At 44.9% G+C, this 12,970-nt stretch carries 18 protein-coding genes; 16 read left to right on the forward strand and 2 right to left on the reverse strand.

The annotated features are described in order from the left end of the window. Positions 1-36: 36 nt before the first annotated feature. From ACLD71_RS16335 to ACLD71_RS16345, 3 genes are read left to right on the forward strand one after another with little or no spacing between them, the layout of a single operon-like run. Positions 37-1,626, forward strand: a complete 1,590-nt coding sequence (locus tag ACLD71_RS16335) for a response regulator (RefSeq protein WP_137673192.1) — start codon at positions 37-39, stop codon at positions 1,624-1,626. Positions 1,627-1,653: 27 nt separating this feature from the next. After that, on the forward strand, positions 1,654-2,205 hold the full coding sequence (locus ACLD71_RS16340; RefSeq protein WP_303509069.1) for a YSC84-related protein: 552 nt from the start codon (positions 1,654-1,656) through the stop codon (positions 2,203-2,205). A gap of 59 nt (positions 2,206-2,264) precedes the next feature. After that, positions 2,265-3,869 (forward strand): FG-GAP repeat domain-containing protein, encoded by a 1,605-nt coding sequence (locus ACLD71_RS16345; RefSeq protein ID WP_411991360.1) that lies wholly within the window; start codon positions 2,265-2,267, stop codon positions 3,867-3,869. Between the two features lie 44 nt (positions 3,870-3,913). Here ACLD71_RS16345 and ACLD71_RS16350 read toward each other — a convergent pair whose 3' ends face one another. Further along, complete coding sequence (locus ACLD71_RS16350) at positions 3,914-4,270, reverse strand: YibL family ribosome-associated protein (RefSeq protein WP_303509075.1); 357 nt, start codon at positions 4,268-4,270, stop codon at positions 3,914-3,916. Between the two features lie 212 nt (positions 4,271-4,482). On the opposite strand from ACLD71_RS16350, the gene ACLD71_RS16355 reads away from it, so the two are divergent. Continuing rightward, positions 4,483-5,772, forward strand: a complete 1,290-nt coding sequence (locus ACLD71_RS16355; protein WP_411991361.1) for a tyrosine-type recombinase/integrase — start codon at positions 4,483-4,485, stop codon at positions 5,770-5,772. Positions 5,773-5,973: 201 nt separating this feature from the next. Here the strand turns inward: ACLD71_RS16355 and ACLD71_RS16360 are convergent, their stop codons facing one another. After that, the gene (locus ACLD71_RS16360; protein ID WP_411991362.1) at positions 5,974-6,231 is read right to left on the reverse strand and encodes a hypothetical protein; all 258 of its coding nucleotides are present in this window, start codon (positions 6,229-6,231) and stop codon (positions 5,974-5,976) included. 426 nt (positions 6,232-6,657) lie between these two features. Here ACLD71_RS16360 and ACLD71_RS16365 point away from each other — a divergent pair, with 426 nt between their 5' ends. The 12 genes from ACLD71_RS16365 to ACLD71_RS16420 all read left to right on the forward strand — a co-directional run bounded on the left by ACLD71_RS16365 (position 6,658) and on the right by ACLD71_RS16420 (position 12,969). Next, complete coding sequence (locus ACLD71_RS16365; RefSeq protein WP_411991363.1) at positions 6,658-6,858, forward strand: hypothetical protein; 201 nt, start codon at positions 6,658-6,660, stop codon at positions 6,856-6,858. A 154-nt stretch (positions 6,859-7,012) separates the two neighbouring features. Then, positions 7,013-8,731, forward strand: coding sequence for a hypothetical protein (locus ACLD71_RS16370; protein ID WP_411991364.1), 1,719 nt, complete (start codon positions 7,013-7,015; stop codon positions 8,729-8,731). Continuing rightward, positions 8,728-9,018, forward strand: a complete 291-nt coding sequence (locus ACLD71_RS16375) for a hypothetical protein (protein ID WP_411991365.1) — start codon at positions 8,728-8,730, stop codon at positions 9,016-9,018. Before ACLD71_RS16370 ends, ACLD71_RS16375 begins: the two co-directional genes overlap by 4 nt. A gap of 8 nt (positions 9,019-9,026) precedes the next feature. Then, positions 9,027-9,329: a hypothetical protein gene (locus ACLD71_RS16380; protein WP_411991366.1), complete on the forward strand. Its 303-nt coding sequence runs from the start codon at positions 9,027-9,029 to the stop codon at positions 9,327-9,329. Then, positions 9,326-9,844, forward strand: coding sequence for a hypothetical protein (locus tag ACLD71_RS16385; protein ID WP_411991367.1), 519 nt, complete (start codon positions 9,326-9,328; stop codon positions 9,842-9,844). Before ACLD71_RS16380 ends, ACLD71_RS16385 begins: the two co-directional genes overlap by 4 nt. Next, on the forward strand, positions 9,834-10,547 hold the full coding sequence (locus ACLD71_RS16390; protein ID WP_411991368.1) for a hypothetical protein: 714 nt from the start codon (positions 9,834-9,836) through the stop codon (positions 10,545-10,547). The genes ACLD71_RS16385 and ACLD71_RS16390 overlap by 11 nt, the downstream gene beginning before the upstream one ends. A 348-nt stretch (positions 10,548-10,895) precedes the next feature. Then, positions 10,896-11,747, forward strand: a complete 852-nt coding sequence (locus ACLD71_RS16395) for a major capsid protein P2 (RefSeq protein WP_411991369.1) — start codon at positions 10,896-10,898, stop codon at positions 11,745-11,747. Between the two features lie 16 nt (positions 11,748-11,763). Then, positions 11,764-12,036: a hypothetical protein gene (locus ACLD71_RS16400; protein ID WP_411991370.1), complete on the forward strand. Its 273-nt coding sequence runs from the start codon at positions 11,764-11,766 to the stop codon at positions 12,034-12,036. Continuing rightward, positions 12,037-12,216, forward strand: a complete 180-nt coding sequence (locus tag ACLD71_RS16405; RefSeq protein WP_411991371.1) for a hypothetical protein — start codon at positions 12,037-12,039, stop codon at positions 12,214-12,216. Then, positions 12,213-12,410, forward strand: coding sequence for a hypothetical protein (locus ACLD71_RS16410; RefSeq protein ID WP_411991372.1), 198 nt, complete (start codon positions 12,213-12,215; stop codon positions 12,408-12,410). The genes ACLD71_RS16405 and ACLD71_RS16410 overlap by 4 nt, the downstream gene beginning before the upstream one ends. Positions 12,411-12,412: 2 nt before the next feature. Beyond that, positions 12,413-12,610 carry a hypothetical protein gene (locus ACLD71_RS16415; RefSeq protein ID WP_411991373.1) on the forward strand — a complete coding sequence of 66 codons (198 nt, stop codon included), beginning with the start codon at positions 12,413-12,415 and terminating at the stop codon, positions 12,608-12,610. Further along, positions 12,592-12,969: a hypothetical protein gene (locus ACLD71_RS16420; RefSeq protein ID WP_411991374.1), complete on the forward strand. Its 378-nt coding sequence runs from the start codon at positions 12,592-12,594 to the stop codon at positions 12,967-12,969. Before ACLD71_RS16415 ends, ACLD71_RS16420 begins: the two co-directional genes overlap by 19 nt. Position 12,970 lies beyond the last annotated feature (1 nt).

A 12,970-nucleotide genomic window follows, 5' to 3' on the forward strand; every position in this document is an offset into this window, starting at 1 on the left:
GGCGCTAAAAAAAGTAAAGGCAAGGAATGCATTCGAATGAATCTTAGTAAGCTTACCGTTCTTATTGTCGACGACATGGCGCCAATGAGAAAAATTACCCAAGAACAATTAAGACGCTTTGGTGTTGGTAACATTGTTCAAGCCGAAAATGGTGCGCAGGCACTTAGCGTACTAAAAAAACGCCATGTAGACATTATATTGTCTGATTGGAATATGCCGGTGATGAGCGGCATAGAGTTTTTGAAAGAGGTACGAAACTCAGAAACCTGGCGCCACATTCCTTTTATTATGATTACTGCAGAAGCAGAGCGTGACAGAGTTTCTGAGGCAATATCTGGCGGCGTTACCGATCTCATTATCAAGCCATTTACTACCTCTACTTTGCAGGGCAGAGTGAAACAAGCAGCACAGGGTGATGTAAGAAACCGGGCTCAATATTTCTCTACAGAAGAAATAGAAGAAATAATCAGTGACGAACTTGAGGATAAAGACGCTTATCAAGCTCCACCAGTAAAATCGCAACAACACTCGATTTTAGTGGTAGACGACACGCCAGAAAACTTAACCTTGCTTGGCGGACTATTACGTAGCGATTACCGTGTATTGCTTACCAAAGAAGGGCAAAAAGCACTCGACATATGCCATTCAGACACGCCTCCAGATTTAGTGCTTTTAGACGTAATGATGCCAGGAATGGATGGTTATGAAGTATTGCAAAAACTGCGAGAACACCCTAGTTCTCAGCACATTCCGGTCATATTTGTTACTGCGTTAACCGAAGTACGCGATCAAACCAAGGGTTTATCTATCGGTGCGGTAGATTACATCACTAAACCCATACAGCCTGATTTACTTAAACTTAGGGTTAGAAACTTATTGCGCTATGTTGATTTACACAAACATTTGCAATCCGATTTAGACAACCTACTAGAGAAAGAGATCTTAAAAAACAGCGTCGACCAGTTGCTAAGGCATGACTTAAAAGGCCCAATAGCAGGGATTGTGGCCTTAGCAGAGCAGATAAAAGAAGACAGAACCCTTTCTAGCTCTGCATCAGAGCACGCAAGTGTGATAGATGAGTTGTCGATGCAGTTACTGAACATGATTAACTTATCTACAGAGCTATACAAAATAGAGCAAGGGCGTTTCAAATTACAAGCTAAGGCTTTTTCAATTCATCTTATGCTCAAAAAAATGCTCTCTGTTGTAAAGAATACCTTCAACACTAAACAACTCACCATGTACTTAGAACCTGAAGAAGAAGATCCAGGTAATGAAGCATTGGTTTATGGCGATGAATCTTTAAGCTACTCGTTATTTTTTAACTTGCTAAAAAACGCCTGTGAAGCCGCACCAGATAGAACCCGAGTATCAGTTCGTATTAGCACTTCAGCAGATAAAATCGCAGTGACTACCGAAAATATCGGTGCCGTCCCACAGAGTATACGAGAGAATTTTTGGGAAAAGTATGTCACGTCTGGTAAGCAATCAGGCACCGGGCTCGGCACTTACTCAGTGAGTTTATTAACGCACGCCCAAAATGGTGAAGTAAATATGAAAGTCAGTGACGCAGAAAATACGACTACTATTACTGTATCACTGCCACTGGCCGAAACTAAAAACTAACCCTATTTACCGTTAAAGGATAACCGAATGAAAAATTTAGTTAGTTACCTATGCGCTTCTCTATTACTTGTGAGTAACTTTGCGTTAGCCGACGTTGCCGAAGACCGCGCTGAGTACGATAAATCAGCCAACGAAACCATCGCAAAATTTAAACAAGAAAAGCCCGACATCTCCTCAAAAATGTCTGCCGGGGTGGGTTATGCGGTATTTAGTAACGTTGGAGTAAATCTGTTTGTTATTTCAGCCGGCGGCGGCACTGGTATAGCTGTAGACAATGCATCAGGTAAAAAGACTTACATGAAAATGGGTGAAGCGGGGGTAGGGTTTGGCTTGGGAGTGAAAGACTTCCGCGCATTGATGATCTTTAAAACCAGAGAGTCATTCGACAAATTCGTAGAAAGTGGCTGGTTGTTCGGTGCTCAAGCAGATGCAGCAGCAACAGCGGGCGATAAAGGCGGCTCTGCAGAAGTAGAAGGAGCCATTGGTGACGTGCAAATTTATCAACTAACAGAAGCAGGCTTATCACTAGAAGCAACCATTAAGGGAACCAAGTTCTGGCAAGATGGTGATCTTAACTAGTTAGTTTTCACTTTATTAAAGCCAGCTAAAAGCTGGCTTTTTGTTTGTATGGGCTCTTTATGCTAACGCTTAAATCACTTTCAAAAAGAAGTTTTACCTCAGCACTTTTATTTGCTTGCTGGCTCCCTCAAACCGGTTATTCCTTAACCTTTAAACAAGTAGCGACGAATGCAGACAGTATTATCTCTTCGTGGCATGACCAGGAGTTAAAGCGGCAAGGTGGAAAATTCGGCTCTCATGGATGGTGGCCCTGGGGAGTAGGTGGCTTTGATTATGATAACGACGGCGATATAGATATCTATTTGTCTCACCACGGCCAGCCCGGTGGGAAATTGTTAGTTAATCAACTTATCCCTAAAGGCACATTAGAATTTATAGCTCTAGATAATCAGTTACCCGGAGCAGATGACAGGCCTTGGTTTTTTGATTTTGATGGTGATGGTTGGTTAGACATTGCAGCATTTTCCGATGAAAAAAAGAATCCTTATGTCATAAATAAAGCAACCGAGTTAACGACCGGTTCTGAAAAACAAACATTCTCTCCAGTATCTTATGCAAAAACGGTAAGTGATTTAAATGGCGATGGTTATCTAGACCTCGATGCCGGCAGTAAAGGGGCTTTTTTCTATCACGCCGCCAAGCAACAGTTTATTCGCGACAAAACGTTTCGCTCTAACGCCAATCATTTACTGCCGGAAAAGTTCCAACACATAGAGGAAGAGTTTAGAGCGAACAATAAAGCCAATCGTTTTTTTCGCACTAAAGTGTCCCAACATTTTTTGAATAGGTCGCCGCAGCCTGCGCCCATGTTAGCGCCACTAGATTTAAACAATGATTCACTCGCCGACATTATTGTTGCTGGGCACGGCGGATATGGTGGCGAACACCTTGGTTGGTATTTTTTGGCCAATCAACAAAATGGTTTCCAGTTAGCTAACGACATTCTCAAGTTGCCCGTTAAAGCGACGCCCATTTTTGTCGGCGACTTAAATGGTGATCAACGCCAAGACATTATTACCACTGGTAAAGGCGAAGGTGATATTTACCTTGCCAGCAAGCACGGGTTTGCACAGCAAAAATCGGCACTGCGAGAAATGTTAAATGCAGGTGCACCTTATCTAGTGAGAATCTTTGCAGTCGATTTTGATAACGACCTTGATCTAGATTTAGTGGTGTCTAATCCACGTAAGAAATACGGTAAGGTGTTGGAAAATAATGGTAAAGGGCAATTTAAAGAAGTGTTGTCATTTAAGGGCTGGGATTCAAACCCCATATTTATTGCAGATATAAACAACGACTTACGCCAAGATTTAATAATAGGCGGTGCGAGTAACAAACAATTGCAGGTTTTTCTGAACACGGGGGAAGCACAGCAAAATACTGTGTATTTATACCCAAGATACAAAAGCCCAAACCCTTATGCGGTAGACGCTATATTAACGCTCTTTAATGGAGACGAGGTTATAGAACAGCAGCGTGCAAGGTGGGATGGGTTACCAACTGTGTTTTCCCTCGGAGCGTTAACTAAAGCAAGCGTTGAAGTTAAATTTCCCGACGGGAGCATGCTGCGCTATCAAGATATAGTTGCTAATCAAAGTTACAGTTTAATGGTAGATGGGGAGAAGTACTTAGGCTTTGTGCCTGCCCATTTAATCGCGGATTAATGCGGTAAAGAGTAGGGCAAAGCGGTGAGGCTTTGCCCTAATAACTAGAATTCTTTCGAAGCGTAACCTGTCACTTCTTTTATGCCCATCTCTCTGCCTAGCGCAGTCATAGGGTGTACAACGACTAAACCTTTAACTGATTTTTTTAGCTTACCCATGTCTGCTTGTTCTTGCTTAGTGAGAACGCGGCTAAAGGGGAGGGATTTCACATCACCGCCTTGCTGGCTTAACTGCTTAGTTTGCTGAGCTTTAACGCTTTTAAGCTTTTTAGTCAGTATCTCAACCGTTTTATTAAATTGGCTAATCATTGCTGTATCACCACGATCGTGGGCTGCATTTAGTTTTCTTTTGGCAGTTTCCAGCTTATTGTGAACCGTTTGAAGTTCGTTTTTCAAATTCATCAGTCGTCCTATTGCTCCAAGTGGAACAAGCGTAAATAAAGTGCCTAATTAGGCTAATCGGCGATTATACCAGTTATTATAGATGGGGATGACTTAAGTTTGCTTTATATTTCTATGCCTAATTTGTAGTCTAATTGCCGATAATGCTATTTATCGGCAATTGCTTTTTAAGCTATAGTAATTCTACAAATCAACGTGTTATAGAACTTTGAATGTTTGAACTACCGCCAGCGATCCCTTTATTTGATTCCTTACAATACCTTGAAGATGGTAACAGTACGGTTAACCAACATTTAGCTAGCATTACCATCAACCAAGTAGCTGATGCTGGATATGTATATGAGTTTGCTGTTGAATGGTTGTTAGAACAACGGTTTAGCGAAAATAACTACAAAACCTACAGAAGTGAGTTAACCACGTTTTTGCATTGGGCGTACTGCGTAGAACAAATATCCGTAGGCGATATTACTCGTCGTGTTCTAAACCGTTACCTCGATTACTGCGCCAATCCTCCAACACCTTTGATTGCCTACAGAAATGTCGCGCAATTTATTACCCATAAACAATTAGAAGAACGTATTCCTAATGTGCTTTGGCGGCCATTTTTGGGTAAAAAACGCGATGGTGTAGAGCAAGCTTATCAAATCAGTGACAAAGCACTTAAGACCAAGTTGGCTATCTTATCGTCCTTTTTTTCTTACTTAATTAATGAAGAATACACCGAACGAAACCCAGCAATGATGCTAATGAAAAGTGGCCGCTTTAAAGCCGGCAGCCAGCACACCGTGAGTGGCGAAGATTACGAGGATATAAAAGCGTTTAGTGATCTGCAGTGGTCGTATGTTATGGCTGCAGCCCAACAACTAGCAAATGACGAACCTAGCGAAAACGAACGAATTTTGTTTCTGGTTAGTCTTATGTATGGCTGTTATCTACGTATATCTGAAGTCGCTGCACGACCAGGTTTTTCGCCAATAATGGGACAGTTTAAACGTGATGCTAAAACCTCTGTTTGGGGTTTTCACATACCGCGCAGTAAAGGCGGTAAAAAACGGAGTGTGGCTGTTTCGAAACAATTATTGTCAGCCTTACAACGTTACCGTAAATATTTAGGTTTAACGCCATTACCAACACCTAACGAAAACACGCCATTATTTATTCGACACCGAGCTGCAGGCCGAGGCCGCGACTCGGGCTTACTCAATGCCAACCTTGGTATAAGACAACTAAGGGAACAAATCTACATAGTAATTGAACAAGCCGCTCAGCACGCAGAGACTGACGGCTTTGATCAAGACGCAAACGAAATGCGTCAGTTAACGCCACACAGCATAAGGCACACCGGAATATCTCATGACATCAATTTAGTTGGTCGGCCACTATCTCATGTGCAAGCAGATGCAGGACACGACAGTATCGATACCACATCTCAATATTTGCATACCTCTAGAGTTGAACGGCATCAATCAGCTGAGAACAAGCCTTTAGACCACCTAAGTTAATGTTTTATTTAAACCGGTGATTACAGGCAAACTTCTGTGGATTGCTAAAAACCCACCTATAAGGCGCATAATGTATATTACTTATCATAATATGAATGCGCCGCTAGGCCTTACCCCGTAAGGGTTAGAGGTTCTTTTTAGATTTTTGCATCATGCAAATAAAAAATCACAAAGTGTCTTTCAAAAACAATAGTTTACTGTTTAGGCAATCATTCTTTGTAAGCTAGCTTTTTCTCTTTCATCTTTTGCTTTCTCAAGCAATAAACACAAATGAACGTAGTCCACATCCATTTCTAAAAGCTCGGCAATTCTTAAACCGATAGCTGGTGACATAGACGTACCTTTTCGCCAGCCCGATACCGTTTGGTGAGTTACACCAAGATATTGAGCAGTCTTGTAGTCTGTAGGTAGGTTGAAACGGGCTTTTATCCCTTCTAAAAGTTCTAATGTAGTAATCATTTTTGCACCCCTAAATACAGTGTAGTTGCACGTTTTCAAGTACGCAATGCGCAATAGCTACTTGCGTACGCAGTTACCAATTGCGTATCCTGAATGGGTTGTTAGTCGCCCCGCACCTTGCACCCCCTAGTTCAAGCGGCGGGGCGGCGTCTGACTCAAATCAGAACAACCAGACAACTAATGACTTGGAGTAATCAGGATGAATACACCGCTACACGAAATTACAATCCCAATATTTAAAATTGACGAATGTTACGCGCTAGAGCGGAAGTTTAAGAATGCCGCTGTGTATTCGATAAGAGCAGCCATGATATTACGCGGACAAGCATCGGCCAGAATGTATCTAGCAGAGGCCGCTACTTATCGAAGAGCAGCAGTGCAAGCAAGACAAGCTATAAGCACAATGCTTGATGCGGGGTGTCACTAATGACTACCCAACTAATCGACCCAATCCCAAAAACAGACCCCAACTGGAAAGGGTTAACGCCTTTCGAAGCCGCTAAGCAAATGACACCAAAGAAACGCGAGCGCGGCCTAAAGTGCTGCATCGGTCTGCGCAGAATCTTAGCCGGTGAGCACAAGCCACTCGATTATCAAACAACTGTCTTTGGTGGTCAGCATGGGTAGTTTTCTTTATCGCCAATATAACCATTGCCTTAAGTGCGGTTTCAATTGGACAACTCACTCGCATATTTATCGAACCGAGCATGTTAATCACGATAGCTGTGATTTATGCCCCAAAGCAAAGAAGCGCCCTTTTAAGTGGGAGCATTGCTAGAGTATGAGTGACATACATTTTAATGATTCCATCATTGATGATGCAGTAAGCCGGTTATGTCCGGCTTTTTTTAGTTCTGAAATTCCTGTTAATCAAAACTTCACGCCTCTAAATCATTTTCCTGTGTCGGATTTATCCGAACATGAGCGCCGTTTAAGAAAGGGCATTCAATTGACTAGCCCCGCAGGGCTGGCGAAGCCAGAAAGCAATAGCCTTGTCCAGAGGTGCAAAAGTCGGACACCGACTAATACCGCCTCTGATAGTGCTAAATCTCGCTTTTACTTTGAGTCTCTCAAGTTAGCCGAGCTGCACAAGTTGGAAACGCATCACGACAGCTTTGCTATCCAGCAAACTACGCTCAACGCCTTTGAAGCGACCCGCGCAGAGATAAACCCAAGCCGCGTATGCCGTAAAACTGGCGAAGTGTACGCAACGCATAACCCAATCGCCCGAATTTATAAGCGTGATTGGTCAAATCAATACCGCGTAAGGGTTGAAGCGAGCGTGAGTAATAGTGAGCCGCCAAGTGCAAACCAAGGTGAGCGCATTACCACTGAGTTAAAAAGCCGCGCCGCCAGCAAAATCATGGACAGCGGGGCATTTGTTCAAGTAGCTAAAGGTGGGTTTACCACATTTTTAACCCTGACCTTTGAGCCTGCAGCGCGTAAACGCATTGTTGCTGGTGATAGCACCATTGGCGCAGAGGTGAGCCGGTTCTTTTCAGCGGCTAAAAAAATGTATCAACGTGGCTGGGTGTGTGACGAGCAAATACTAGATACCCGCAACGGCTTCGATTGTATTGGTGCGAGTGCGGTTCCCGAAGAAACCCAAGGCGAGGGTGATTTTGATTATATTTGGTGCGCGGAAATGCCCGACAACCAAGATGGTGAATCGAATCCCCATTGCCATGTGTTGTTGCGTTGGTCTGTGCCGCGCGTGTTTTTCGATGAATGGGCGAAGCGTTTAGAAAAATTGTGGGGCTTAGGCTTTGCCAAGTTAGAGCGCATACGCAATGCCGATGCTGCCAGCGGTTATCTACTTAAAGCGCTGGGCTATGTCGCCAAAGGCAGTAAAAGCGACCAAGGCGAAATTCGCGGAAACCGTTACAACATTAGTAAAGGTGCGCGCGCACCGGCGTGGGAATGTATCGCCTCTTATGAAGCGGAAAACATGACCGCGATTATCAATGAACTTAAAGACCGTTGGAATTATGAAAACCGTTGGCGCTTCGCCCAAATCAAAGCTAAGAAAGATGAAGCCAGCCAAGCCCAAAGCGCTTACGACAAAATCAAGTTTGCCAAAAAACCTAAACTGCGCAGCCAAGCCGACAAATTACGGGCAAAAATCGACAAACTCAGCGGCGATATAAGCGGCGTTTATCAAACGATAAAGGCCAAAGGTGCGCGCGCCGATACTTACCACATCACCATTACTGGCAAAGAAAAACTGGATAAGTTTCTAAGCTGGGCGATAGGTTCACGTGGTTGGAACCCTCAAGAACTGGATACCTTAGCCAGCGGCCAACTAGGTCACTACGGAAAACCCCTCCAGGTTAATCAAAGTAAACGCATCACTTCAATCATTGAAACCCGAAAGGCTTGGCGCAATGCGGCTAAGTGGTCGGGGCTTCTTTGGTTTCTCGATACTCACGAAAAAGTAAAACAAGACGTAGCCAGCTTAAGTGATTGGCTTGAATACCAACAAATGGAGTTACCCGCATGATGAATACTGAGCGCTTAAACGCGTTAATAGCCAAGAAAGAAGAAGTAAAAAAGCAGCTTGAGTCCGAATTGGGCGAGCTAAAGCCGGTGCTAGCAAAAATTGCAGCCAATCCAATGAGCGCATTGAGCTTATTAAGTGGTGGCGCTGAAACCTTAGCGCCAGCGGCCAAGAATGCCATGGCAATGTTAGAAACCTTAGACGACATTACCCACGAAATGGGCGAGCTAATAGCTGACTTAGACGAGCGTGTAACAGTGCTTGAACAAAAATATGAAGTAGCCGCTTAAGGAATCCTATGGCCGAGCAAATCGCAACGGTGCCTTGTCCTGAAACGGGCGAAGATGCGCACCTTATGAAAGATAAGCGGGGTAAATATTACCTCAATACGCCGGTCGGTGTGCTGAAGTACCAAAGCGCGCGCGGCCAAGCCATTCTCAAAGAAAAATATAGCCACTTAATTTCCGGTGAAGCCAGCAATAGCAGTGCCGCGCCCGAAATTGGAGACGTTCCTTTTCTAGAGCCCAAACCCGACCATGAAACCGAAAAACCGACCAAAGCGAAAAAGGTCTTTTCCCTGTTTCGGAGTAAAAACCAATGAACCAAGTCGACATAAGCAAAGAAACTGTTAGCCAAGATTGGCGGCGCATCGAAATTGAATACGATTTAGTGCCTAAACCAGCAGAGCCAGCGAAAGAAGCGCCAGCTCAAACAAACTCGGCCAATGACGATAGTTATGAGCCAGATTTAGGCCGCGCCCCGATCCCTTTAACGTATGAGCAGAAAGTTAACGGCGCTAAGACTGCCATTAATGCAGGCTTGAGCTTGGCAATTTCTGGAGTGTTACGCACTGAAATCGACCAAGAGCATTACGAAAAAGTTAGCCAATCCTATGCCGAACTTATTGTGGATTACTTCCCTGAGTTTGGGCTGCTTGGATTTATGGAGAAATACAAGAAAGAACTGGCCGCTGTATGGGCGACAGTCGGAATTGTTTCTGCAGTAGCGCAAGCGCGTTCAAACAAGAAGCTAAAAGAACTCGAAGCCAAAGCCGCCTTTAACAAAGGCGAAGCGGCCAATGATGATAATGCTGAGGTAAAAGAACATGCGGCATGATGGAAAAATGATTTTGTTTATCGGAGTGTCTCGCTCTGGTAAGTCCGTACCAGTGAAACGCATTGTTGAAAAACAAAAGCGTGTATTGGCCTTTGATCCTAAAGGTGAGTATGTCGCCCAAATGGGCTTTAAAGGCTTTACCGATAAAGGCGAATTTCTTAAAGCGGTTCGCGAGTGTACTGGTGGCGGTAAGTTCTCGCTAATTGCTAGCGACCCGAAAAGCTTTCAGTTTTTCTGTGATGTGGCGTTTAACTGGAATCGTCAAGCACCCGCAGCCGTTGTCTGTGAAGAATTAGCCGCTGTCACCAATAGCAGCAAAGCCGCCGGTGCATGGGGCAGATTGATAAACCAAGGTTTGGCCTACCAACCGTTGATTATTGGCACAGTGCAGCGCGGCCAAGAAGTCGATAAAACCCTAATGAACAACGCCAGCTTTGTGCATGTGTGTCGGCACAATACTGATGACGATGCCGCCTACATTGCGAGCAAGTTAGGGATCTCGGTCACCGAAATTCCTAGAGAGCCTTTGCAATTTTTCCAATGGACAAGTGATAAGGGCATTGTTTGTCGTGGCGTGATTGATTTCAAAGGCGCAAGCGGCAAAAACTGGAAAGAGGGATCTCCACGGTTCCGCGCCAAAGGCAAAAACAAACTCCTAACATTGACCAACAGCGGTGAGTTTCAAGGTGTTATCTATCGTTAGTTTCCGAAAACGTCGAGGTGGTTTCCGAAAAGTACTTGCCTCGGTTCCAAAAACGCTTGTTAGGGTGCAGGCCTCTTAAGCGTTTTTAACTTTAACTAGGAAACAAGCCGATGGATTTAATCAGCATGTTAATCGTGTTTGGTATCGCGTTATTGGCGGCTTTTGCTGCTATCTACGCCAACAACCACATTGAATTTGTAAACGATTTACTTAAGGGCTAGCCCCATGAGTAAAAAACAAATCGAAATTTTAATCATTTCTCTAATTGTCGCGTTGATTGTGTCGGTAATTGTTACCTATGCGTCAAACAACGTTCGTTCAGTTAGACGCATCATAGGATAAGAAGAAATGAGCCAAGTTTTAGCCGCAATGCGCGGAATCTTTAACCCAAAAAGCCGCGTACTCGACCCGTTTAATGGTGTTCACTATGGCAGTAAAGCCAGTATGCAATTAATCAATGGACCGACTTACCAAGAGATAGAGATCTCTTGTTCTGCGGTCGATAAAATCCGCCGCGTAAGCATGACGCTAAACGGTGAAGAATTTATCGCGATTACGCCAGCCCAGTTAAAAGTCTTAGACCAACAAAAGAAAATCTTTGTTGACCCTAGCAACAAGCGCGTAATTATCCGTTTTGCTGACTTTACCTTGCGTACTCGCGCTGGTATTCGCTCATGCGAACTGGTGACTAAGCCCACTGATTTGATTTTCATCTACGTGGAATTTGACGCACAAGTAGACGGCGACCCCGTATTAACCTTAAGCGCTCGCGCCAAGGTGACTGCGCCCCAGCCGCAACGCTATTTCCTGCCGCGATTGATTACTGATACATGGAATCACAACGCCGGTGGCATGTTGCCTCACCAATACAAGCAGCGCAGCCAGTTCCGCTTTTTGCGCCGCATGCTATTGAGCAGCCCAACCAACGATATTCAAAAAATCGAGATTTGGCGCGACGATAAAATTGAGCATGAAGTGACTGCCGCAGATAACGCCTTTGATTTGGCGGTACACAACCGCGAAGCCGTAGACGGTTATTTTGTGCTGGATTACTTGATGTATGGCTTTGGTGAAGATGGAAAATTCCCAACCGCCGCCATGAAATCACTTGAATTTAAAGTGACCAAAGACAGCGCCGAGCCCATCACTGTGTTGTATGACTTGGTTGATGTTGTCGCCATGCCGCCAAAAGCGGCTTAAGCCATAGGGGTTAGTTATGTATCAAGCGTTAATTGACCCCGCCGCAGAGGATAGCGGCGAGGCGGGTTTTTGGGATGTGTTAAACACCGCGGTCAATGTGGCCGGAGGCGTGTTAGGTGGCGCGGGTAATCTGCAAGACCACCGGCAAAGCGCAGCCCCAGCCCAAGAAACCAATGGCACACCGATACCAAAACAATCAACAAATCCGCTTAACAACCAATATGTGTTGTGGGGCGCGTTGGCCTTGTTCGCGCTAATCATTCTTATCATTTTGATAAAGGTGTTTTAGATGCCGTTGCCGCTTATTCCTTTAGCCATTGCTGCCGGTTCAAGCATGGTCGGTTTACTCACCGGCTTGTTTGCCGGTGATGCCTTGGACAATGCCCGAAAAGCCATGGTTGATGTGGCCGTCATTTTGGTGATTTGCTTAATCGTGTTCGTGATGCTGCGTAAGTGGGGCTACTTATGATTGGTTTAGGGATGCTCGCCAACAGCGGCACTATGAGTTTGGCCGGTGGTAAAGCCAGCTCAACCAATGGTGACCAAACCAACGGCGGCCTTAAAACTGGCGGTATCAACATGGGTGGCGGCTCTGCGTTTCCATTCCATTTGGTATTGCTGGCGATATTGGCCGTGGTCGTTGTTATCAAACTTAAGGGCTAACCATGATTGGAATAGACAGTTTAACCAACAGCGGCCAAATGGGGTTTCAAGGTGGCGGCTCTGATGCGACCAATGGCGACCAAACCAACGGTGGTTTATATACCGGCGGTATTGATATGGGGGCGGGTAAATCTGGCCTCTATCAAAACGCCTTACTCGTGGTGGTTGTCTTGGCGGTGTTATGGCTATTACTTGCTTAACGCCTGCAGTGTGGGACGGTGGGTTTCATCAAGTGATTGAACCCGCGCTTGGTAGTGATTATGCCGCCATTCGTGAAAGTGTTATTAGCAAACAATCGCAATGTTGGTGGTATGGCGAAGTGGCCGTGATTACTCGCGTTGAAGTGTTGCCCGCAGGCAAACAACTCGTGGTGGTGTCATTGGCGGGTATAGATGCCGGCCAATGTATGGAAGCGCTACACAATGCGGCAAAAGCTACCGAATGCGAAAGCATTCGAGTTCACAGCAATCGCCAAGGTATGTTGCGATTTTTAAACAAAAGCGGTTTTGCTTTTAAAGAGCAAGAGCGCATTTACACATTAGATTTAAGGGGCGAATAGT

This window comes from Agarivorans sp. DSG3-1, from assembly GCF_046774965.1.
GTDB lineage: Bacteria > Pseudomonadota > Gammaproteobacteria > Enterobacterales > Celerinatantimonadaceae > Agarivorans.